This window comes from Halomonas nitroreducens, from assembly GCF_003966155.1.
In the GTDB taxonomy this organism is placed as follows: Bacteria; Pseudomonadota; Gammaproteobacteria; order Pseudomonadales; family Halomonadaceae; genus Halomonas; species Halomonas nitroreducens.
This window is the reverse complement of record NZ_RXNS01000008.1, coordinates 66,710-88,693: the sequence shown is the minus strand read 5'-3', so window position 1 is coordinate 88,693 and position 21,984 is coordinate 66,710. Positions and strand designations below refer to the sequence as shown.

19 protein-coding genes are annotated in these 21,984 nt (G+C 67.2%); 4 read left to right on the top strand and 15 right to left on the bottom strand.

Features of this window, described 5'->3' with window-relative positions; genetic code table 11:
- Positions 1-89: 89 nt before the first annotated feature.
- From mtgA to EKG36_RS09850, 4 genes are all read right to left on the bottom strand, one after another.
- Entirely contained in the window at positions 90-791 is a 702-nt protein-coding gene (gene mtgA, locus EKG36_RS09865) for a monofunctional biosynthetic peptidoglycan transglycosylase (RefSeq protein WP_126483575.1), read from the bottom strand.
- 10 nt (positions 792-801) lie between these two features.
- Complete coding sequence (gene gbdR / locus EKG36_RS09860; protein ID WP_126483573.1) at positions 802-1,941, bottom strand: choline metabolism transcriptional regulator GbdR; 1,140 nt, start codon at positions 1,939-1,941, stop codon at positions 802-804.
- Positions 1,942-2,223: 282 nt separating this feature from the next.
- Positions 2,224-3,081, bottom strand: coding sequence for an S-formylglutathione hydrolase (fghA, locus tag EKG36_RS09855; protein ID WP_126483571.1), 858 nt, complete (start codon positions 3,079-3,081; stop codon positions 2,224-2,226).
- A gap of 22 nt (positions 3,082-3,103) precedes the next feature.
- Complete coding sequence (locus EKG36_RS09850; protein WP_126483569.1) at positions 3,104-4,213, bottom strand: S-(hydroxymethyl)glutathione dehydrogenase/class III alcohol dehydrogenase; 1,110 nt, start codon at positions 4,211-4,213, stop codon at positions 3,104-3,106.
- A 126-nt stretch (positions 4,214-4,339) separates the two neighbouring features.
- Here EKG36_RS09850 and EKG36_RS09845 point away from each other — a divergent pair, with 126 nt between their 5' ends.
- Positions 4,340-5,263 carry a LysR family transcriptional regulator gene (locus EKG36_RS09845; RefSeq protein WP_126483567.1) on the top strand — a complete coding sequence of 308 codons (924 nt, stop codon included), beginning with the start codon at positions 4,340-4,342 and terminating at the stop codon, positions 5,261-5,263.
- Positions 5,264-5,587: 324 nt separating this feature from the next.
- Here EKG36_RS09845 and gcvA read toward each other — a convergent pair whose 3' ends face one another.
- From gcvA to EKG36_RS09810, 7 genes are all read right to left on the bottom strand, one after another.
- Positions 5,588-6,502 (bottom strand): transcriptional regulator GcvA, encoded by a 915-nt coding sequence (gcvA, locus tag EKG36_RS09840; protein ID WP_126483565.1) that lies wholly within the window; start codon positions 6,500-6,502, stop codon positions 5,588-5,590.
- A 597-nt stretch (positions 6,503-7,099) separates the two neighbouring features.
- Positions 7,100-8,083, bottom strand: a complete 984-nt coding sequence (locus tag EKG36_RS09835; RefSeq protein ID WP_126483720.1) for a branched-chain amino acid ABC transporter permease — start codon at positions 8,081-8,083, stop codon at positions 7,100-7,102.
- Between the two features lie 4 nt (positions 8,084-8,087).
- On the bottom strand, positions 8,088-8,975 hold the full coding sequence (locus EKG36_RS09830; protein ID WP_126483563.1) for a branched-chain amino acid ABC transporter permease: 888 nt from the start codon (positions 8,973-8,975) through the stop codon (positions 8,088-8,090).
- 213 nt (positions 8,976-9,188) lie between these two features.
- Complete coding sequence (locus EKG36_RS09825; protein ID WP_126483561.1) at positions 9,189-10,409, bottom strand: ABC transporter substrate-binding protein; 1,221 nt, start codon at positions 10,407-10,409, stop codon at positions 9,189-9,191.
- Positions 10,410-10,485: 76 nt separating this feature from the next.
- The gene (locus EKG36_RS09820) at positions 10,486-11,232 is read right to left on the bottom strand and encodes an ABC transporter ATP-binding protein (protein WP_126483559.1); all 747 of its coding nucleotides are present in this window, start codon (positions 11,230-11,232) and stop codon (positions 10,486-10,488) included.
- Positions 11,229-12,005: an ABC transporter ATP-binding protein gene (locus EKG36_RS09815; protein ID WP_126483557.1), complete on the bottom strand. Its 777-nt coding sequence runs from the start codon at positions 12,003-12,005 to the stop codon at positions 11,229-11,231. The genes EKG36_RS09820 and EKG36_RS09815 overlap by 4 nt, the downstream gene beginning before the upstream one ends.
- 284 nt (positions 12,006-12,289) lie before the next feature.
- Complete coding sequence (locus tag EKG36_RS09810; protein WP_126483555.1) at positions 12,290-13,669, bottom strand: L-serine ammonia-lyase; 1,380 nt, start codon at positions 13,667-13,669, stop codon at positions 12,290-12,292.
- 160 nt (positions 13,670-13,829) lie between these two features.
- Here EKG36_RS09810 and EKG36_RS09805 point away from each other — a divergent pair, with 160 nt between their 5' ends.
- Complete coding sequence (locus EKG36_RS09805; protein WP_126483553.1) at positions 13,830-14,789, top strand: LysR substrate-binding domain-containing protein; 960 nt, start codon at positions 13,830-13,832, stop codon at positions 14,787-14,789.
- Between the two features lie 40 nt (positions 14,790-14,829).
- Positions 14,830-15,483: a hypothetical protein gene (locus EKG36_RS09800; protein ID WP_126483551.1), complete on the top strand. Its 654-nt coding sequence runs from the start codon at positions 14,830-14,832 to the stop codon at positions 15,481-15,483.
- Positions 15,484-15,543: 60 nt separating this feature from the next.
- On the opposite strand, the gene rpoD is transcribed toward EKG36_RS09800, so the two are convergent.
- The 3 genes from rpoD to rpsU all read right to left on the bottom strand — a co-directional run bounded on the left by rpoD (position 15,544) and on the right by rpsU (position 19,789).
- Positions 15,544-17,385: an RNA polymerase sigma factor RpoD gene (rpoD, locus tag EKG36_RS09795; protein WP_126483549.1), complete on the bottom strand. Its 1,842-nt coding sequence runs from the start codon at positions 17,383-17,385 to the stop codon at positions 15,544-15,546.
- Positions 17,386-17,626: 241 nt separating this feature from the next.
- Entirely contained in the window at positions 17,627-19,447 is a 1,821-nt protein-coding gene (gene dnaG, locus EKG36_RS09790; protein WP_126483547.1) for a DNA primase, read from the bottom strand.
- 126 nt (positions 19,448-19,573) lie between these two features.
- On the bottom strand, positions 19,574-19,789 hold the full coding sequence (rpsU, locus tag EKG36_RS09785) for a 30S ribosomal protein S21 (RefSeq protein WP_013333229.1): 216 nt from the start codon (positions 19,787-19,789) through the stop codon (positions 19,574-19,576).
- Between the two features lie 280 nt (positions 19,790-20,069).
- On the opposite strand from rpsU, the gene tsaD reads away from it, so the two are divergent.
- Positions 20,070-21,107 (top strand): tRNA (adenosine(37)-N6)-threonylcarbamoyltransferase complex transferase subunit TsaD, encoded by a 1,038-nt coding sequence (gene tsaD, locus EKG36_RS09780; RefSeq protein WP_126483718.1) that lies wholly within the window; start codon positions 20,070-20,072, stop codon positions 21,105-21,107.
- A 281-nt stretch (positions 21,108-21,388) separates the two neighbouring features.
- Here the strand turns inward: tsaD and plsY are convergent, their stop codons facing one another.
- Positions 21,389-21,976, bottom strand: coding sequence for a glycerol-3-phosphate 1-O-acyltransferase PlsY (gene plsY, locus EKG36_RS09775; protein ID WP_281274423.1), 588 nt, complete (start codon positions 21,974-21,976; stop codon positions 21,389-21,391).
- Positions 21,977-21,984: the final 8 nt, after the last annotated feature.

Genomic DNA, 21,984 nt, shown 5'->3' with positions numbered 1-21,984 from the left:
GAATAGCGCGCTAGTTAACGCAATCGATCGAATCAGGTTGGCCGAAAGCCCTGGGTTCGCAGCAGCTCAGCGTTGAGTCCGGCAGGCGCCTAGAGCCGGTCGAGATAGCCGGGGCCGCCCAGGTTGCGCATCTGGCGGCGGATCCAGGCGCTGCGACCCAGCACGTGTGAGCCGGGACGGGATGCGCTCCAGCCGCGGGGGTTGGGCAGGATGGCGGCCAGGCGACTGGCCTGGACGACGCTGAGCTGCGATGCGGAGACGCCGAAGTAGTGGCGGGACGCGGCCTCCAGGCCGAAGACCCCATCATCCCACTCGGCGATGTTGAGGTAGACCTCGAGGATCCGCTGCTTGGGCCACAGCATCTCGATAAGCAGGGTGAACCAGGCCTCCAGCCCCTTGCGCACCCAGCTGCGGTCGGTCCACAGGAAGAGGTTCTTGGCGGTCTGCTGACTGAGGGTACTGGCACCGCGCAGGTCGCCGCCGTTGAGGCTGGCGGTGACGGCGCGGCGCAACTCGACGAGGTCGAAGCCGTGATGCACGGGGAAGCGCTGGTCCTCGGCGGCGATCACCGCGAGTTTGGCCTGGCTGGAAAGTTGGGACCAGGGGCGCCAGTCCTGGCGGATGTCCAGCGAGGTACCGCCGCGCCAGGCCTCCACCTTGCGCTCGAGCATGACCATGGAGCCCCCCACCGGCACCACCCGGAACATCAGCACCAGCAAGACCGACAGCCCCACCCAACCCAGCAGGGCGAGCCCCAGGGCCCGCGCCGCCCGACGCCACCAGCCCCGCATCAGGCCTCGCTCATGTTCTGAGCCGCACGCTGGCATAGGTGGGCTCGCCCTGGGCCTGGGCCAGGGCGGTCATCGCCGCTGACACCGGCTCGCTGGCGACCGGCTCGTAGGAGGCGGACTGCAGGATGGCTGCCGTCTCCTTGCCCAGGGTCACCGGCACCAGGTCCACGGCACTGCTGCCCAGCCGCTCGTCCCGCGGCGGGATGCCGAAGTATTCCCGGTAGCACTTGGAGAAGTGTGGCGTGGAGACGAAGCCGCAGGCCGACGCCACCTCGATGATCGACATCGGGGTCTGCTTGAGCAACTGGCGGGCCCGGGTCAGGCGCAGCTTGAGATAGTAGCGCGACGGCGAACAGTGCAGGTTCTTCTGGAACAGCCGCTCGAGCTGGCGGCGCGAGACGTTCACATAGTCGGCCAGCTCGTCGAGGCTGATGGGCTCCTCGAGGTTGGCCTCCATCAACGCGACGATCTCCAGCAGGCGTGGCTGGGTGGTGCCCAGCACGTGCTTGAGCGGTACCCGCTGCTGGTCCTGCTCGTTGCGCACCCGGTCGTAGATGAACATCTCGGAGATGCCCGCCGCGAGCTCGCGTCCATGGTCGCGGCTGATCAGGGTCAGCATCATGTCCAGCGGCGCGGTGCCGCCGGAGGAGGTGGCGCGGTCGCGGTCGATGGAGAACAGTCGGGTGGTGAGCGCGACCTTGGGGAAGGCCTCCTGCATGGCGGCCAGGCACTCCCAGTGCACGCTGGCCTCGAAGCCGTCGAGCAGTCCCGCGCGGGCCAGCGCCCAGGTCCCCGTGCACACCGCCCCCAGCCGGCGCGACTGCCGCGCCTGGGACTGCAGCCAGGTGACATGCTCGCGCTGGACGCTGCGCTGGGGCCCGACCCCGCCACAGACGACCACCGTGTCCAGCGCCAGCGGCACGGTGGTGGCGGCATCCGGGGTGACCTGAAGGCCATCGCTGGCCTTCACCGGGGAGCCGTCGAGGCTCAGGGTGAACCAGCGATAGAGCTCGCGACCGGCCAGCTGGTTGGCCATGCGCAAGGGCTCGATGGCCGAGGCCAGGGAAATCAGGGTGAAGTTGTCCAACAGCATAAAGCCGATGCTCTGGGGGACGACGGCGGTGCGTGAGGCCTGGGGAGCGGTTGTCATTTGGGTACTCCAGCGCAAGTATCTTTAGCCCCTATTCGTTTGTCATTGCTCTTGGGAATCCGGGCGTTGGGCATGCCGGCCGCGTCAGGTGTCGCTGTCAGGCATGCTCACAGCGAAATGTACCCCGGGTGTCGTTTTTTGGCATGTCAAATTTGCCTATCGGGTGGCCGTTCCCGGTGGACTGCGATAATCGCGTCGCTCTCGAGAATCCGCGTGTCGCCTCGGGACAGAGGCCGTCAGAGTAGCATGCCACCCCGACGGGCGGCATGCTCCGTCAGCTCCTCAGCGGGTCGCGTGCAGATGCTGGGCGTGGTAGCGCAGATGGTCGTCGATGAAGGTGGCGATGAAGAAGTAGCTGTGGTCGTAGCCCGGCTGGCGACGCAGCGTCAGCGGATGGTCCCGCTCGGCGCATACCGCCTCGAGGCGCTCCGGGCACAACTGCTCCTCGAGGAAGTCATCGGCCTCGCCCTGATCGATGAACAGCGGCTGTCGGGAGGCCCCCCGGGCGACCAGCTCACAGGCGTCGTACTGGGTCCAGTTGCCGACATCCTCGCCCAGGTAGCCGCCGAAGGCCTTGCGACCCCAGGGACACTGGGAGGGATTGACCACCGGCGCGAAGGCCGATACCGAGCGGTAGTGCCCCGGCCGACGCAGCGCCAGGATCAGGGCGCCATGCCCCCCCATGGAATGGCCGCTGATCGACTCGCGACCGTTGACCGGAAAGTGCTGGCGGACCACCGACGGCAGCTCCTCGGCCACATAGTCGTACATGCGATAGTGGTCCTTCCAGGGCGCCTGGGTGGCGTTGACGTAGAAGCCCGCCCCGGAGCCGAAGTCATAGCTGTCATGCTCGCCGGGCAGGTCCAGCCCGCGAGGGCTGGTATCGGGGCAGACGATGGCGATGCCGAGTTCGGCGGCCAGCCGCTGCGCGCCGGCCTTCTGCATGAAGTTCTCGTCGGTGCAGGTCAGCCCCGACAACCACCACAGCAGGGGCACCCGCTCGGTCTCGGCCCGGGGCGGCAGATAGATGGCGAAGGTCATCTCGCAGTCCAGCGCCCGGGAGCGGTGGCGGTAGCGCTTGTGCCAGCCGCCGAAGCAGCGGTTGGCCGAGACCAGTTCGAGGTGTTCGGTCATGGTCATGCGTCAATCTCCTGCAGGCAGTTCAGTAATGGAGGACGGTACGGATGCTCTCTCCCTTGTGCAGCAGCTCGAAGGCCTCGTTGATCTTCTCGAAGGGCATGTCATGGGTGATGAAGTCGTCGATATTGATCTCGCCCTTCATGTAGCGGTCCACATACCCCGGCAGCTCGGTGCGGCCCTTGACGCCACCAAAGGCCGAGCCCTTCCAGACCCGGCCGGTGACCAGCTGGAACGGGCGGGTGGAGATCTCCTCACCGGCGCCGGCCACGCCGATGATCACCGATTCGCCCCAGCCCTTGTGGCAGCACTCCAGCGCCGAGCGCATGACGTTGACGTTGCCGATGCACTCGAAGGAGTAGTCGACACCGCCATCGGTCATGTCGACGATCACCTGCTGGATGGGATCGGCATGGTCCTTGGGGTTGACGAAGTCGGTAGCGCCGAACTGGCGGGCCAGCTCGAACTTGTCGGGATTGACGTCGATGGCAATGATGCGGCTGGCCTTGGCCATCTGTGCGCCCTGGATCACCGCCAGGCCGATGGCCCCCAGGCCGAACACGGCGACGGTGGCGCCCGGCTCGACCCTGGCGGTGTTGAGCACCGCGCCGATGCCGGTGGTGACGCCGCAGCCCAGCAGGCAGATCTTGTCCATCGGCGCCTCCTTGGAGACCACCGCCAGGGACACTTCCGGCACCACGGTGTACTCGCTGAAGGTCGAGCAGCCCATGTAGTGATGCAGCGGCTTGCCGTCCAGCGAGAAGCGGCTGGTGCCGTCGGGCATCACGCCCTTGCCCTGGGTGGCGCGCACCGCCTGGCAGAGGTTGGTCTTGCCGGAGAGGCAGAACTTGCACTGGCCGCACTCGGCAGTATACAGCGGGATGACGTGGTCGCCGGGGCGCAGGCCGGTGACCCCCTCGCCCACCTCCTCGACAATGCCGGCGCCCTCGTGGCCCAGCACCGAGGGGAAGAGCCCCTCCGGGTCGGCACCGGATAGGGTGAAGGCATCGGTGTGGCAGACGCTGGTGGCGGCCATGCGCACCAGCACCTCGCCGGCCTTGGGGCCCTCTACGTCGATCTCGGCCAGCTCCAGGGGCTTGCCTGCTTCCAGGGCAACGGCGGCGCGTGATTTCATGGTGCAGTCCTCTTCGAATGGATGTGTCAGGTTCCTGCAGTCTAGGCAAGAGCGCACACTCCGATAAACTGCATCAAAGTCATCACATTATTGCCACACAGCAACAATCCATGAAGAGGACAGCACATGCAACGCTGGGACCGCGTCGAGGCCTTCGTCGAGGTGGTACGCCTGGGCGCCTTCAAGGCTGCTGCCGAACGGCTCAAGGTGTCGAGCTCCCATGTCAGCCGCCTGGTCGGACAGCTCGAGCAGCAGCTCGACACCCCCCTGCTCTACCGCACCACCCGCCGGCTGCGTCTGACCGAGGCGGGACGGGTCTACTACCAGCACTGCCGCCATCTGGTCGAAGGCCTCCACGAGGCCGAAGCCGCGGTCAAGGACCTCCAGGACCGACCCAGCGGCCTACTCGGCCTGACCTGCGCCACCACCTTCGGCGAGCGTTTCCTCGCCCCGCTGGTCCACGACTTCATGGCTCGCCATCCCCGCCTGCGGGTCCGCATGCACTTCACCAACCGCCGGGTGGACATCATCGACGAGGGCTTCGACATCGCCATCCGCATGGGGGCGCTCGAGGACTCCTCGCTGATCGCCCGTCGGCTGTGCGAGCGCCGCGAGTACGTGGTCGGCTCGCCGGCCTACTTCACCCGCATCGCCCAACCCCACAGCCTTTCCGAGCTGTCCCGACACCGCTGCCTGGTGGGCTCAAAGGACCATTGGCGCTTCGACGTGGACGGCGTACGCCGCGAGGTCCGCGTCGACGGCCCCTGGCACGGCAACTCCGGCCCGGCGCTGCTCGATGCGGTCCTCAAGGGGCTGGGGCTGGCCCAGCTGCCCGACTACTACGTCGAGGAGCACCTGGCCCGGGGCGAGCTGATCAGCGTCCTCGACGCCTATCGCCACGGCGACACCGCGGTCTGGGCGGTCTATCCCCGCCATCGGCAGCGCTCGCCCAAGGTGCGCCAGTTCCTCGACTACCTGGTCGAGCACATCGGCGAGACCCTGCCCGCGCGGCGGGACACCACGACGTGTCCTCCAGATATCCCCCCCTAGACCCGGCTTCCCCACGGAGGGGATACGGCGGCGCACCCGCTGCAGGGGAGCTTGGTCGCAGTGTCCGTTGAGATGGAGCCATAGCACCGGCGGAGCAGGCGGCACCTCCCACGCGCTCATCCCGGGAAGCGCCTGGCCACCGTGGCCATGGCCGCGGGGTAGTGCCGACAGCGCAGCGTCACCCGGTGGTGATGGCCGATCGTCTCGGCCCCCGGACGGGTGATCGCCTAGCCGGCGTCACCCAGTTGGTGATCGGCCGGCGCGGAGTCCACCGCAGCTCCTTCATCCCACCTCACCACTTCGAGGAGAGGTCCCGTCAGCTGCTCACTGAGCTTTGATCGCTTGCCTCAGTTCATCGAACAGCCAATCACGAAAGGCCCGGACCCGTGGTATCTGCGCCATCTCGGGGAGACAGATCAAGGCGTAGTGAAACGCCTGGGGCGCTGATTCAGCCAAGGGGCGCACCAGGCGTCCGGCGGCAAGATCATCCGCGACCAGCAGCTCGCTGGCCAGGGCAACGCCTTGGCCAGCCACCGCAGCGTCCAGGGCCATGGCCTGATGGCTGAACCGCGGGCCGCCCTCGGTGTCCATGGCCGGGGCATCCACAGCTTCGAGCCAAGAGCGCCAGTCCGGCACCTGGCGGGAAGTATGACGCCACTCGACATGCAGTAGGGTGTGACGCCCCAGGTCCCTCAGGATCTCCAAGGGGGGGCCATATTCGAGAAGCACGGGATTGCAGACTGGGAAGACCGACTGTGCCGGCAGGGGCTCGACACGTCCCTCCTCACCGCCGGGCCCATAACGTAAGGCGACATCCACATCGTCGCGCCTCAGATCCACAACCTCCCCCCGGGCATCGATCCGCAGCTCGTAGTCAGGGTAGCGGTCGCGGAAACGTTGGACCCGGGGCACCAGCCAACGCGCCGCGAGCGAAGGCGCAATGCTCAGGGTCACGACCCGCCCGGCCGCCGAGGTCCGCACCGCACTGACTGCTTCACCAAGACGCTCGAAGGCGCCATTCACCCCGGCCTGCAGGCGTTCGCCCGGTTCGGTCAGTTCCAGCCCCCTTGGGAGGCGCCGGAACAGCCGCACCTCCAGGTAGGCTTCCAGATGCTTGACCTGGTGACTGACCGCGGCCGGCGTGACGCACAACTCCTCCGCGGCCAGGGCGAAGCTGCCGTGCCGAGCCGCTGCCTCGAACGCGCGCAAGGCCTTCAGCGGGGGCAGAGGATGGGCCATAAGCGCCTCAAATCCAACTAATGCCAACCATAGGGATCGTCGCTGGTGGAGACTCCCGTGCGCACCCAGACTCCTCGATACGAGGGGAACACGAGGGAGGCGACACCATGTTGGGAATTCTGGCCCGAGTCCGGCCCTTCGACAACGCCCCGCTCCGGGGGGCCGGCCGTCTCCTGAGGGCCCTATCGTCTCTCAGGACACGGCTCCCCCGCGCACGAGACGAACTCGCCGCTCTACCGGACAGCGTCAGGGCCGATCTGGGCCTTCCAGCGAAGCCCCCTTGGTGGCGCGACGAACTTCGCTTCATCACCATGCCGGACAGACTGGATACTCTGCCGCCGGGATGGCCGCCCCGGACGCGGTCTGCCAAGCCAAGGGGGCCTCCACCAAGGCCCGCACCCACGAACGATCGGCGAGCATGAGTAAAGGTCAATCGGTCCCATCCACGAGCCAGTGTTCAACGTCGTTCCAGCGAGAGAGGCAAGCGGGACACTCCTGATGAACGCGCCTGGGCATCGGCGAAGTCCTGCCCAGAGAAAGATGGGCCGGTCAGTCGACCGGCCCATCCCTTCCGCCGCCTGGAGGCGTTACTGAGGCTCACTTGAAGTTCTTGCGTACCGTCTTCTGGATCTCGCCGACGATGCCGCTGCGGAAGCTCAGCACGCAGATCACGAAGATCGCCCCGAGGATCACGCTGACCCAGTTGCCCAGCGGCGACTGAGCGAGCTGGGTCTGCAGGCTGACCACCAGCCCCGCGCCCACCAGGGGCCCGAAGAGAGTGCCCACCCCGCCCAGCAGGGTCATCAGGATGACCTCGCCGGACATGTGCCAGTGCGCGTCGGTCAGCGAGGCCAGCTGGAAGACCACCGTCTTGGTGGATCCCGCCAGGCCGGCCAGGCCGGCCGAGATCACGAAGGCCACCAACTTGTAGGCGTCGACGTTGTAGCCCAGCGACACCGCTCGCGGCTCGTTCTCGCGGATCGCCTTGAGCACCTGGCCGAAGGGTGAATGCACGGTGCGCTGGATGATGGCGAAGCCGATCACGAAGACCGCGAACACGAAGTAGTACATGGCCAGGTTGCTGGACAGGTCGATGAGGCCGAACAGCTGTCCCCGGGGCACGCCGTGCAGGCCATCCTCGCCGCCGGTAAACGGGGCCTGGATGAAGAAGAAGAACATCATCTGGGCCAGCGCCAGGGTGACCATGGCGAAATAGATCCCCTGGCGGCGGATCGCCAGGGCACCGAACACCAGGCCGAGTGCCACCCCGGCCAGGGTCCCGGCGAGGATCCCGGTCTCCGGTGTCAGTCCCGGGTAGCTCGACAGCAGAAAGCCGGTGACATAGCCGCCGGTGGCGAGGAAGGCCGCGTGGCCGAAGGACAACAGCCCCGCATAGCCCAGCAGCAGGTTGAAGGCGCAGGCGAAGAGCGCGAAGCACAGGATCTTCATCAGGAAGACCGGGTAGGCGACGAAGGGGGCGACCAGGCCGATCCCCAGCAGCGCCAGATAGAGGGCCCCCCGGCGCTGGCGGGCCCGCCGGCGCCGCTTCATGGAGGGCGTGAGAGATTGGGTCGTGGCCATCATGTCATGCCTCCTTACCGAAGAGTCCCGCGGGACGCAGCATCAGCACCAGGATCATCACCAGGAAGATCACGGTGTTGGCGGCCTCGGGGTAGTACACCTTGGTCAGCCCCTCGACCAGGCCCATGCCCAGGCCGGTGAGGATGGCCCCGAGGATCGAGCCCATGCCGCCGATCACCACCACGGCGAAGACCACGATCAGCAGACTCGATCCCATGGTCGGCGAGACCGGATAGAGGGGCGCGGCCAGCACCCCAGCGAAGGCGGCCAGCGCCACGCCGAAGCCGTAGGTCAGGGTGATCAGCTGTGGCACGTTGACGCCGAAGGCCTGCATCAGCGCCGGGTTCTCGGTGCCGGCCCGCAGGTAGGCGCCGAGGCGGGTGCGCTCGATGATGAACCAGGTCGCCAGGCAGATGACCAGCGCTGCCACCAGCACCCAGCCGCGGTAGGTGGGCAGGAACATGAAGCCCAGGTTGAGGCCGCCCTGCAGCGCCTCGGGGACCGGGTAGCTGGCCCCGGACACACCGAAGAAATTGATCAGGGCGCCCTCGAAGATCAGCGCCAGGCCGTAGGTCAGCAGCAGGCCATAGAGATGGTCGAGATGGGCGATGCGACGCAGGATGGTGCGCTCGATCACCATGCCCAGCCCACCCACGACCAGGGGGACCAGCAGCAGGGCCAGCCAGTAGTTCAGGCCCAGGTACTGGAGACCCAGCAGGGCCGCGAAGGCCCCCAGCATGTACTGGGCCCCGTGGGCGAAGTTGATGATCTTCAGCAGGCCGAAGATCACCGCCAGCCCCAGGCTCAGCAGGGCATAGAAGGCGCCGTTGATCAGGCCCAGCATCAGCTGGCCCATGAATACCGCCAGCGGCACCCCGAATATCATTGTCATGGCAGGGTCTCCTCGCCGTCAGGGAAACACTGCATAAATGCCTGCGCATGCAAATCGCTTCGTTGCGCGGTGCTCGAAAGCTCGCCTAACCGCTCGTTATATCTCGCTTTCTGTGCTCCGTGCGCCTTGCGCTTCACGCTTCACTATGCTTGGCGATTTATACAGCATTTCCGTAGGGGGCGGCGGCCGCGGCCGCCGCCGGTCGGGCTCAGTTCACTGGTTGACCAGATCGCACTGGCTCTCGCTGAGCGGGCGGTAGGCCTCGTCGGCGGGAATGGTGCTCTTGATCTCGTAGAGGTCCCACTCGCCGGTGGACTCGGACGGCGTCTTCACCTCGGCCAGGTACATGTCGTGGACCATGCGACCGTCCTCGCGGATGCGGCCGTTGCGGGCGAAGAAGTCCTCCACCGGGGTCTCGGCCATCTGGGCGCGCACCGCCGAGGCCTCATCCGTGCCGGCGGCCTCCACCGCCTCCAAGTAGTGCATGGTGCTGGAGTAGACGCCGGCCTGGACCATGGTCGGCATGCGGCCGACGCGCTCGAAGTAGCGCTCGGCCCATTCACGGGACTGCTCGTCCATGTCCCAGTACCAGCCGGTGGTCAGCAGCAGGCCCTGGGTGGCCTCGAGACCCATGGCGTGGACGTCATTGAGGAAGATCAGCAGACCGGCAAGCTGCTGGCCGGTCTGGGTCAGGCCGAACTGGCTGGCGGTCTTGATGGCGTTGACGGTGTCGGAGCCGGCGTTGGCCAGGCCGATGATATTGGCGCCGGAACCCTGGGCCTGGAGGATGTAGGAGGAGAAGTCGTTGGTCGGGAAGGGATGGCGCACCCCGCCGACGACCTCGCCGCCGTTCTCCTCGACCACCTTGGTCACGTCGCCCTCCAGGGCGTGGCCGAAGGCATAGTCGGCAGTGAGCATGAACCACTTGTCGCCGCCCTGCTCGACCACCGCCTTGGCAGTGCCGTGGGCCAGCGGGTAGGTGTCGTAGACCCAGTGGATGTGGTTCGGCGTGCAGTGCTCGTTGGTGATGCTGGAGGCCGCAGAGCCGGAGATGATGGCCAGGCCGCCGGCCTCCTCCAGGACCTTGGTCACGGCGATGGATACCGACGAGGCCACCATGCCGGCCACCAGGTCGACGTTCTCCTGGTCGATCCAGCCGCGCACGGTATTGGCCCCCACGTCGGCGCTGTTGCGATCGTCGGCGCTGAACACCTCGATGGGCGCGCCGTTGACCTCGCCGCCGAAGTCCTCGACGGCCATATTCAGGGCCTCGAGGCCACCCGGGCCGGCCAGGTCGCGATAGGTGCCGGACATGTCGGCCAGGTAGCCGATGCGCACGGCATCGTCGCTCATCTGGGCCTGGGCGGTGCCGGTGGCCAGCGCGGTGGCGGCGATGGCGATGGCGCTGGCGAGTGTGCTCTTGTTGAAGGTCATCGTTCTCTCCGTGCCCCGAGGGGCGGCTTGTTGTTGTTGGCTAGCGGTTGGCGATGCCGGGACGACGGCGGTGCCGTCAGACCCCCAGCAGGGAGTTGAGGTGCTCACGCTTGGCGGACAGCTCGGCCGCCGGGATCTCCTCGATGATGCGGCCGTGCTCCATGACGAAGTGGCGGTCGGCGAGGGGGGCGGCGAAGCGGAAGTTCTGCTCCACCAGCACGATGGTCATGCCGCGCTCCTTGAGCTTGACCAGCACCTCGCCCAGTGCCTGGTTGATGACCGGCGCCAGCCCCTCGGTGATCTCGTCGAGCAGCAGCAGGCGTGCCCCGGTGCGCAGGATCCGCGCCATGGCCAGCATCTGCTGCTCGCCGCCGGACAGCCGGGTACCCCGACTGCGGCGCCGCTCGTAGAGATTGGGGAACATCGCGTAGATCTCGTCGAGACTCATGCCGCCGGAACGCACCGTGGGGGGCAGCAGCAGGTTTTCCTCGACATCGAGGCTCGCGAAGATGCCGCGTTCCTCCGGGCAGTAGCCCACGCCCAGCCGTGGAATGCGGTGCGGGCGCATGGCGAGGGTCTCGCTGCCGTTGATGACGATGGACCCGGTGCGCTGGCCAACCATGTTCATGATCGCCTTGAGGGTGGTGCTGCGCCCGGCCCCGTTGCGGCCCAGCAGGGTGACCAGCTCGCCGCGGCGCACGTCGAAATCGACGCCGTGAAGGATATGGGACTCGCCGTAGAAGGCGTGCAGGTCGCGAACCCGGAGCATCTCGGCGCCGTCCAGGTCGCGGTACTCGGTGACTGCCTCGGCTGCCTGGCTCATGCGCTGGCCTCCTCTGTGTCGGCGGCTTCGCTGCCCATGTAGGCCTCGCGCACCTGCGGGTCCCGGGAGACGCTGGCGTAGTCGCCTTCGGCGAGCACCGCGCCCCGTGCCAGAACGGTGATACGGTCGCACAGCCGGCTGACCACGCTGAGGTTGTGCTCCACCATCAAGACGGTCCGGCCCTTCGAGACGCGGCGAATCAGCTCGACGATGCGGTCGACGTCCTCGGCCCCCATGCCCTGGGTGGGCTCGTCCAGCAACATCAGGGTGGGATCCAGCGCCAGGGTGGTGGCCACCTCCAGGGCGCGCTTGCGTCCGTAGGGCATCTCCACGGTGAGCACGTCGGCATAGTCCTGGAGGCCAACTTCCTCGAGCAGCGCCATGGCCCGCGCGTTGAGGGGCTCGAGGGAGCGTTCGGACTTCCAGAAGTGGAAGGAGGTGCCGAGCCGGCGCTGCAAGGCCACCCGCACGTTCTCCAGCGCGGTCATGTGGGCGAAGACTGCCGAGATCTGGAAGGAGCGCACCAGCCCGAGGCGGGCGATCTCGTTGGCCCGCATGCCGGTGATGGGCTTGCCGCGGTAGAGAATCTCGCCGTGGGTCGGCGGCAGAAACTTGGTGAGCAGGTTGAAGACTGTGGTCTTGCCGGCGCCGTTAGGGCCGATCAAGGCATGGATATGCCCTTCCCGAACCTGCAGGTTGACGTCGTCCACGGCGGTAAAGCCGCGGAACTCCTTGGTCAACCCGCGTGTCTCGAGCACGAACTCCTGGGTCATGGGACGTCCTCTCGGGACCGCCGTGGCGATCCGCCGTTGCGTTGCTGTTGTCGTTGTTGTGCTGCCAAGGTGGCGGTGGCGTCACTGGCGCTGCAGCCAGTTCTTACCTTTACGTCAACGTAAGCTAGAGGACAAAGCGAGCAGCGGCAACCGGAGAAACGCCGAACTCGACCAATGGCGTAGAGTCCCGAAGCCCATCGCCTGAAAGCAAAAAAAGGCGCGCCACCCGCTCCGGGCCGCACGCCAGCAATCGACGGCATCCGCCGCCCGACAGAGAGGAGGTGTCAGCACTCGATAGCGTTGACCGCCAGGCCGCCCTTGGACGTCTCCTTGTACTTCTCCTGCATGTCGGCACCGGTATCGCGCATGGTGCGGATCGCCTTGTCCAGGGAGATGAAGTGCTCGCCGTCACCGCGCAGCGCCATCTGGGCGGCGTTGATGGCCTTGACCGAGGCGATGGCGTTGCGCTCGATGCAGGGCACCTGCACCAGGCCGCCCACGGGGTCACAGGTGAGCCCCAGGTTGTGCTCCAGGCCGATCTCGGCGGCGTTCTCCACCTGGCCCGGGGTGCCGCCCAGCACCTCGGTCAGCCCCGCCGCCGCCATGGCGCAGGCCGAGCCGACCTCGCCCTGGCAGCCCACTTCGGCACCGGAGATGGAGGCGTTCTTCTTGCACAGGATGCCGACCGCGGCCGCGGTCAGCAGGAAGTCGACCACGCAGCGCTCGTCGGCGTCGGGCTGGAACTTCATGTAGTAGTGCAGCACCGCCGGGATGATGCCCGCCGCGCCGTTGGTCGGGGCGGTGACCATGCGGCCGCCGGCGGCGTTCTCTTCGTTGACCGCCAGGGCGAAGACGTTGACCCAGTCCATTGCCGAGAAGGTGGAGGCGATCAGGCTGCGATCGTCGTCCATCGCCTCGAGGCGACGGTGCAGCGCGGCGGCGCGGCGCCGGACCTCGAGCCCGCCGGGCAGCACGCCTTCGGCCGCCAGCCCCTGGTTGACGCAGTCCTGCATGGCCTCCCAGATCCGCCACAGCCCGGCGCGGACCTCGGCCTCGCTGCGCCAGGCCTTCTCGTTGGCCATCATCAGCTCGCTGATGCGCAGGTCGTGCAGCCGGCACAGCGCCAGCAGCTCGGCGGCGCTGTTGAAGTCATAGGGCAGAGCCGTGGTGTCGGCATCCAGCTCGCCGCTGGCGGCCTGCGCCTCGTCGATCACGAAGCCACCGCCCACCGAGTAGAAGACGTTGCGGTAGAGCTCGCCGGCGTGGCCGTGGGCCACCAATGTCATGGCGTTGGGGTGATAGGGCAGGCTCTCGTCGTGCCATTGCAGGTCCCGGGCCCACAGGAAGGGGATCGCCAGGTGACCGTCGAGCAGCAGGGTCTGGGACTCGAGCAGCTCCTCGATGCACGGCGAGACGATGGCCGGATCGATGCTCTCGGGCAGTTCGCCCATCAGTCCCATGATGGCGGCCTGGTCGGTGCCATGCCCCTTGCCGGTCGACGACAGCGAGCCGTGCAGATGCACCTCGACCCGGGCCACCCGCTCCAGCAGGTCCTGGCGACGCAGGGCCTGGACGAAGTCGTGGGCTGCACGCATGGGGCCGACAGTGTGCGAGCTGGAGGGGCCGATGCCGATCTTGAAAAGGTCGAAGACGCTGATTGCCATGGGAATGCCTCGAGTCTGGGGCGGATGGCTTCGTGGCCATCGTTGTTGTCAGTCAGGCTAAAGCCAGCTGGCTTTCTGCCTTGATTGCCCCTTATGTTGGGGGCAGGGTTGTGCCTCGGCAATCGAGAATATCTCGTCGACAGTATAGAATAGCTAAACCATGAGCCGTCTCCTGAATTCCCAGACCCATGCCTGGCTGAAGGTCTTCGTCGTCAGCGCCCGCCACCTGTCCTTTACCCGGGCGGCGGAGGAGCTTCACGTGACCACCGGCGCCGTCAGCCAGCAGATCAAGCAGCTCGAGGACCGCCTCGGCTTCAAGCTGTTCCGTCGCCTGCCGCGGCGCCTGGCCCTCACCGAGGAGGGCCGGCGCCTGGCCGGCGTGGTGGACGAGGCCTACCAGTCGGTAGGGCTGGAGGTGAAGCGCCTGCGCAGCGGCGTGATGAGCGGCATCATCCGGCTACGGGCGGTGCCCTCCTTCCTCAACAAGTGGCTGATGCCGCGCCTGCCCCGCCTGCAGGCCCGCTTCCCGGACATCGAGCTGCACGTCACCGCCGAGGACAGCAGTATTTCGCTCAGGGAGGGTGACTTCGACCTGGCCCTGGACCTCAACGACGGCCATTACCCGGGCCTGGCGATCACCCCCCTGATGGAGGAGACCATCTTCCCGGTCTGCGCCCCGTCGCTGCTGCGCGGACGCCCGCCGTTGCGGCGCCCCGAGGACCTCGCCTGGTACCCGCTGCTCCATGACGTCACCGCCTGGCGCGGCAGCCACGACTACGGCGAGTGGGAGCACTACCTGGAAGCCATCGAGGCGCCCCTGGTCAACGTGCGACGTGGCTACACCTTCAACCGCAATCACCTGACCATGGAGGCGGCCATCGCCGGGATGGGCGTGGCGATCGCCCGCCAGACGCTGATCACCGGGGAGCTGGACAGCGGCGCACTCATCGCGCCCTTCGACCAGCGGGTCGCCACCGGCATGCACTACGGCATCGTCTACGCCACCGGCGCCCTGGACGATCGCCGCGTGCGTGCCGTGCATGATTGGCTCATCGAGGAGGCCGGCCGGCCCAATGGGCGTCGGCGATTGGTGCGCGACGGCAGGGCAAGACAGGTATAATTTGTCTCTGACGCTTCACCCCGTTACCGCGAGAACATGGATGCCCTCGACATCGCCTCCCGACCGAATCGGTTTTCCCGCCCTCTGCCTGCGCGGCCTGGCCTATATCCTGCTGGTGGGAGCCCTGATGCAGGGCGTGCTGCACGAAGCCCTGGGCCTCACCGGCGAGCAGTTCTCCGAGCTCGGCTTCACCGAGCTGACCCAGTCCCTGTTGCTGGCCACCGCCACGGCACTGGCGCTGGCGGTGCGCCTGCTCGACCATCGGCTGCCCCATGTGGCGCTGCTGCTGATCGGCCTGCTCGGCGCCTCGCTGATCCGCGAGCAGGATGCCCTGCTGGATGCCCACGTCTTCGACGGCGCCTGGCAGACCCTGGTCAGCCTGCTGGTGCTGCCGGTGCTGTTCGTGGTGATCCGGGGCCGCCGAGCCTTCGTCGCCGAGCTCGAACGCTGCGCCGGGAGCTTCGCCTTCGGCCTGTTCGCCGCCGGCTTCCTGACGACCTACGTGTTCTCGCGGCTCTACGGGCGCAGCGAGCTGTGGCAGGCGATCCTCGGCGAGCACTACCTGCGCACCTTCAAGGATGCCGCCGAGGAGGTCACCGAGCTGTTCGGCTACACCCTGCTGGTGCTGGCGATGTTCGAGCTGTTGCTGCTGGTCCGCCGCTGGCGGCGTCTTGACGACGCTTCCGGGGCCTGACAAACGACGACGCCCGCAGGCAGGCCTGCGGGCGTCGGGGTCTCGGGCTGGCGCCCGGCGTCACTCGTCGAGGAAGGAGCGCAGCGGCTCAGAGCGTGACGGGTGGCGCAGCTTGCGCAGCGCCTTGGCCTCGATCTGGCGGATCCGCTCGCGGGTCACGTCGAACTGCTTGCCGACCTCCTCCAGGGTGTGGTCGGTGTTCATGTCGATGCCAAAGCGCATGCGCAGCACCTTGGCCTCGCGGGCGGTGAGTCCGCCGAGCACGTTGCGGGTCGCCTCGATCAGGCCCTCGCCGGTGGCCGAGTCGATGGGCAGCAGCATGGTGCCGTCCTCGATGAAGTCGCCCAGGTGCGAGTCGTCGTCGTCGCCGATCGGGGTCTCCATGGAGATCGGCTCCTTGGCGATCTTGAGCACCTTGCGCACCTTGTCCTCGGGCATCTCGAGGCGCTCGCCCAGCTCCTCCGGCGTCGGCTCGCGACCCATCTCCTGGAGCATCTGCCGGGATACCCGGTTGAGCTTGTTGATGGTCTCGATCATGTGCACGGGGATGCGGATGGTGCGCGCCTGGTCGGCGATGGAGCGGGTGATCGCCTGACGGATCCACCAGGTGGCATAGGTCGAGAACTTGTAGCCGCGCCGATACTCGAACTTGTCCACCGCCTTCATCAGGCCGATGTTGCCTTCCTGGATCAGGTCGAGGAACTGCAGGCCCCGGTTGGTGTACTTCTTGGCGATGGAGATCACCAGACGCAGGTTGGCCTCGACCATCTCCTTCTTGGCCCGCCGGGCCTTGGCCTCGCCGATGGACAGCCGGCGATTGACCTCCTTGATCTCGGTCACCGGCAGCAGCACCATCTCCTCCTCGAAGGCGATCTTGCGCTGGGCGCGCTGGATATCGGCCTTGAGGGGCGCCAGACGATCGGCATACTTGGCGTTGTCGGCCATGAAGTCGTCGAGCCAGTCCTGGCGGGACTCGTTGCCGGGAAAGGCCTTGATGAAGGTCTTGCGCGGCACCTTGGCCTTCTTGACGCACAGCTGCATCACCGCCTTTTCCTGGGCACGCACCTGCTCGACACTGATGCGCACCTGACCGACCAGGCGCTCGAAATGCTTGGGCACCAGCTTGATCGGCGAGAACAGCTCGGCCAGCCGCGCGAGCTCGGCCTGGGCCTGAGCGGAGCCACGACCATGGGCCTCGATGGCCTGGCGCGCCGCCTCGTTCTGCTCGCGGATCTGCTCGAAGCGCGCCTTCGCCTCCTCGGGATCCGGGCCGCCGCCGCTGTCCTCTTCCTCGTCGGCGCCCTCCTCGTCCTCGTCGGCCTCGCCGACCGTCGTCTCGGGCTCCTCGGGCACCTCCGCCTCGGCCACACCCGGGATCCCCTCGTCGGGATCGATGAAGCCCGAGAACAGGTCGGACAGGCGCCCCGGGGCCTCCTCGTCCTGGGTGGCATCGTAGGCCTCGAGGATGGAGTCCACGGCACCCGGCAGGTAGGCCAGGGCGGACATCACCTCGCGGGTGCCCTCCTCGATGCGCTTGGCGATCTCGATCTCGCCCTCACGGGTCAGGAGCTCCACCGTGCCCATCTCGCGCATGTACATGCGCACCGGGTCGGTGGTACGCCCCACATCGCTCTCCACCGCCGCCAGCGCGGCCACGGCCTCCTCGGCCGCCGACTCGTCGGTGGAGTGGTCGGCCATCATCAGGGTATCTTCATCGGGCGCTTCCTCGACGACATTGATACCCATGTCGTTGATCATGCCGATGATGTCTTCCACCTGATCGGGGTCGGCGATATCCTCGGGTAGATGGTCGTTGACCTCGGCATAGGTCAGGAAGCCCTGTTCCTTGCCGCGCGCGATCAACTCCTTCAGACGTGACTGCTGCTGCGCATTTCCAGCCATAGAAACCCTATCTCGACGAAGAAGAATGAAGCACCTGAAGCACTGAGGCGGAGAAAACTCGATAAGCCGAACAGTATAGCGGGTTAGACCGCTGTTTTGCCAGTTCGATGTCTTTGCGCGGTCATTCAGGTGTGTTAGGTTGTCAGGTTGCGTCCCGTTCAGGTGACGCTGATGTATATGGTGATGGTAGGAGAAACTTCAACCCCGCTGCCAATTTCTTGCGCTATCGCAACCGTTTGAGTCATTTTCCCACCTCGGCCAGCAAGGCCATCAGGCGCTGACGCTCCTCGCCGCTCAACCGCTCACCACTGCCCTGCTTTGCCAACAGGGCATCGATCTCTTCCTGGCGACTCGGCCGCTGCCGATGACGCTGAAAATAGGCCACCAGCCCCTCCAGCTCGGTGGCGCGCGCGCGCGCCGGGATCAACAGTTCACGCCGCGCCAGCGCGGCCAGCCGCTCGCCCTCCGGCATGCCGTGGAAATGGGCCAGCAGCACCTGGGCACTGCGGTAACGCCCGGCCTTCAGCAGGCGCACCACCTCGCGACACAGTCCGGCATCCGGGTCGTCCTGGTTGCACCAGTCATCGCTCTCGGGGAGGCGCTCGACCAGCCCCGGATCGTGAACCAGCAGCTGCAGGGCCCGGGCCATCAACCCGAGCGCCGCCCCGCCGCCTGCCTGGCGGCCTGACGATGCCACTTCCGGCGTCTCGGCAGGTGCCACGGGCACCTCCGACGGCACCGCGGCCGCGCCATTCTCCTCCTTCGCCATCAGGGCCTCGAAGCTTGACTGGTCGACGCCGGTGCGTCGCGAGAGTTCCGTCAGCAGCAGCGATTTCAGCACACCCTCCGGCAAGCGGCCGATGGCCGCCAGCACCTGGCTGGCATAGCGCTCGCGCTCCTCGATACGCTCGAGGTCGCGCCCCTCAGCCGCCTGCTCGAAGAGGAACTCCGACAGCGGGCTGGCACAGGTGATGCGGTCCTGAAAGGCCCCGGGCCCCTCGCGCCGCACCAGGGTATCCGGGTCCTCGCCCTCGGGCAGGAACAGGAAGCGCGCCTGGCGCCCGTCGATCATCTGGGGCAGCACCGTCTGCAGGGCCCGCGTCGCCGCCTGGCGACCGGCCCGATCGCCGTCGAAGCAGAACACCACCTCGCCGACCAGCCGGAACAGCCGCGACAGGTGCTCCTCGGTGGTGGCCGTGCCCAGGGTGGCCACCGCATTACGGATACCGAACTGGGCCAGGGCCACCACGTCCATGTAGCCCTCGACGATCACCAGGCGCTCGAGACGGCTCTCGGCCTGGCGCGCCTCGAAGAGGCCGTAGAGCTCGCGCCCCTTGTGGAAGACCGGCGTCTCCGGCGAGTTCAGGTACTTGGGCTTGGCATCGCCCAGCACGCGACCGCCGAAGGCGATGGTTCGACCGCGGATGTCACGGATGGGGAACATCACCCGGTCGCGGAAGCGGTCATAGGTGCGCCCGCTGTCCTCGCGGTGCACCAGCAGGCCATACTCCACCTGCACCGCCTCGGCGATGCCGCGCTCCCCGAGGTGGCGCTTGAGCGTTTCCCAGCCGTCGGGGGCATAGCCGATGCCGAAGGCCTGCTGCACCTCCGGCGACAGGCCACGCCGCTCCAGATAGCCCCGGGCCCCCTGCCCTTCCGGCATCTTCAGCCGCTCGCGGAAGAAGCTTGCCGACAGCTCGAGCAGGTTCACGCCTTCCTTGCGCTTGCGCTCCCTGGCCTGTGCTCGCGGATCGTCGGCACCCTCCCGGGGCACCTCCAGCCCCAGGCGGGCCGCCAGCTGCTCCACCGCCTCGGGAAAGCGCAGCTTGTCGTACTCCATCACAAAGCGCAGGGCGTTGCCGTGGGCGCCGCAGCCGAAGCAGTGATAGAACTGCTTGTCGGCGCTGACGGTGAACGACGGCGACTTCTCCTGATGAAAGGGGCAGAGCCCCGAATGGTTGCGCCCGGCCTTCTTGAGCTTCACCCGCTCGCCAACCACCTCGACCACGTCGACACGGGCCAGCAGGTCATCGATAAAGCGCTGGGGAATCTGACCGGCCATCGGGCAATCCAGACATTGAAGACAACGCGCCGAAAAACGGCGCAAAAACAAGCGGCCACCGATTGGCGGCCGCTTGGCGTCCCTCCCGAGACGGCCCGCGAGAACGCCGGCCGACTCCAGTACGGATCAATAGAGCCGTTCGAAACGCTTGCGCTCGCGCTGCAGCTTCTTGGCATGGCGCTTGACGGCAGCGGCCGCCTTGCGCTTGCGCTCTGCGGTCGGCTTCTCGTACTGCTCGCGACGACGAACTTCGGAGAGAACACCGGCTTTTTCACAGGAACGCTTGAAGCGACGCAGTGCGACGTCAAACGGCTCGTTATCACGTACTTTGACAGAAGGCATTAAGCACTCACCTACCTTGGAAAACTTGAGTTCGGTTTGAACGCACGCCTTCCGGGGCACCCATCACGCTCGATCGAGGAATACCGACATCGCCAGGCGAGCCGGAACGAAACGAGGTAAAACGCGGGATGTCGCCCCCGGGCGCACGACCCAGTCTTGCAGCGCACAGTATTCTAGTCGCCGCGACTGCTCCATGCAAACCGTTTCGCCGACCACGCCCCTGCCGCCGCCCGGCCAAAAGGCGTAGAATGCCGCCATTTTCCGCTGACAGGCCATGACCATGCGTGTACTGGGCATCGAGACTTCCTGCGACGAGACCGGCGTCGCGATCTATGACACCGAGCGTGGCCTCGCGGCCGACGTCCTCCACAGCCAGATCGCCATGCACGCCGAGTACGGCGGCGTGGTGCCGGAGCTCGCCTCTCGCGACCACACCCGGCGCCTGCTGCCGCTGATCCAGCGCGTGCTGGACGAGGCCGGCCTGACGCGCCACCAGCTCGATGCCATCGCCTATACCGCCGGTCCCGGCCTGGTCGGTGCGCTGATGGTCGGTGCCAGCACCGCCCACGGCCTGGCCCGGGCGCTGGACATCCCGGTGCTCGGCGTCCACCACATGGAGGGCCACCTGCTGGCCCCCATGCTGGAGGATGCACCGCCGGCCTTTCCGTTCGTGGCCCTGCTGGTTTCAGGCGGCCACACTCAGCTCGTGGAGGTCGAAGGCCTGGGCCGCTACCGGCTGCTCGGTGAGTCCGTGGACGATGCGGCCGGCGAGGCTTTCGACAAGGCAGCCAAGATGCTCGGTCTCGACTACCCCGGCGGCCCCGCGGTGGCGCGCCTGGCCGAGTCGGGCAACCCGGCACGGCTGCGCTTCCCGCGCCCCATGACCGACCGCCCCGGCCTGGACTTCAGCTTCTCGGGGCTGAAGACCCATACCCTGACCGCCATCCGCCGGCTCGAGGCCGAGGGCGCCCTGGACGAGTCAGCCCGAGCCGACGTGGCCCGGGCCTTCGAGGACGCCGTGGTCGACACCCTGGCGATCAAGTGCCGCCGGGCCCTGGAGGCGACCGGCCTTCGGCGCCTGGTGGTGGCCGGCGGGGTCAGCGCCAACCGTCGCCTGCGCGAACGCCTGGAGCGGGAGGCCGCCAAGCGCGGCGCCGAGGTTCACTATCCCCGCGGGCGCTTCTGCACCGACAACGGGGCGATGATTGCCTATGTGGGCGCTCAGCGCCTGCTCGCGGGGGAGCATGATGCGCCGGGCCAGATGCAGGCGGTACCGCGCTGGCCGATGGATGGGCTTCAGCCCCCTGACGGAGGCTGAAAGCTGGAAGCTGGAAGCTGGAAGCTGGAAGCTGGAAGCTGGAAGCTGGAAGCTGGAAGCTGGAAGCTGGAAGCTGGAAGCTGGAAGCTGGAAGCTGGAAGCTGGAAGCTGGAAGCTGGAAGGCAGCATGTAGCCTCCAGAGCCCGAGGCAAGGGTTTTTTCTTCAAGCTTCCAGCTTACGGCCGCGAAGCGGACTATCTTCCAGCTACGGGCGAAGCCCGGCTCTTCCAGGCGCGAAGCGCCGCTCTTCCAGCTGATAAGCCCCGGCGTTGCCGGGTAGCTTATAGTCCCGGCTCCTCGCCGCGCCTCAGCCGGCGAATATTGAGCACGTGGCGCACCAGCACCAGCAGAGTGAAGACGATCACCACCCAGCCATAGCCTGGCGCCAGCCAGACGGCGGCCAGGGGGGCCACGGCAGCACTGGCCAGCGAGGCGATGGCCGCGGTACGCATCCGCCAGGCCAGCAGGCACCACAACAGCGCGCAGCACAGCGCCACCCAGGGCGTCAGCAGCAACATCACCCCGAAGGCGCTGGCCACGCCCTTGCCCCCGCGAAAGCGATACCAGACCGGGTAGCTGTGCCCCAGCAGCACGCCCAGGCCGACCAGGCCCTGAGACCAGGGTGGCAGACCCAGCAGCATCGCCAGCCCGAGCACCGGCATGCCCTTGGTGGCATCCACCAGCAGCGTCGCCAGGGCCAGGCGACGGCCGTGCAGGCGCAGCACGTTGGAGAAGCCGGGATTGCCGGAGCCGGCCAGGCGGGGGTCGCCCACCCGGGCCAGCCGGCAGACCGTGAGGGCACCGAGCCAGGTGCCGCTGAGATAGCCCAGCGCCATCAACGGCAGCGTCAGTTCGAGGTGTGCCAGCACGACGATGT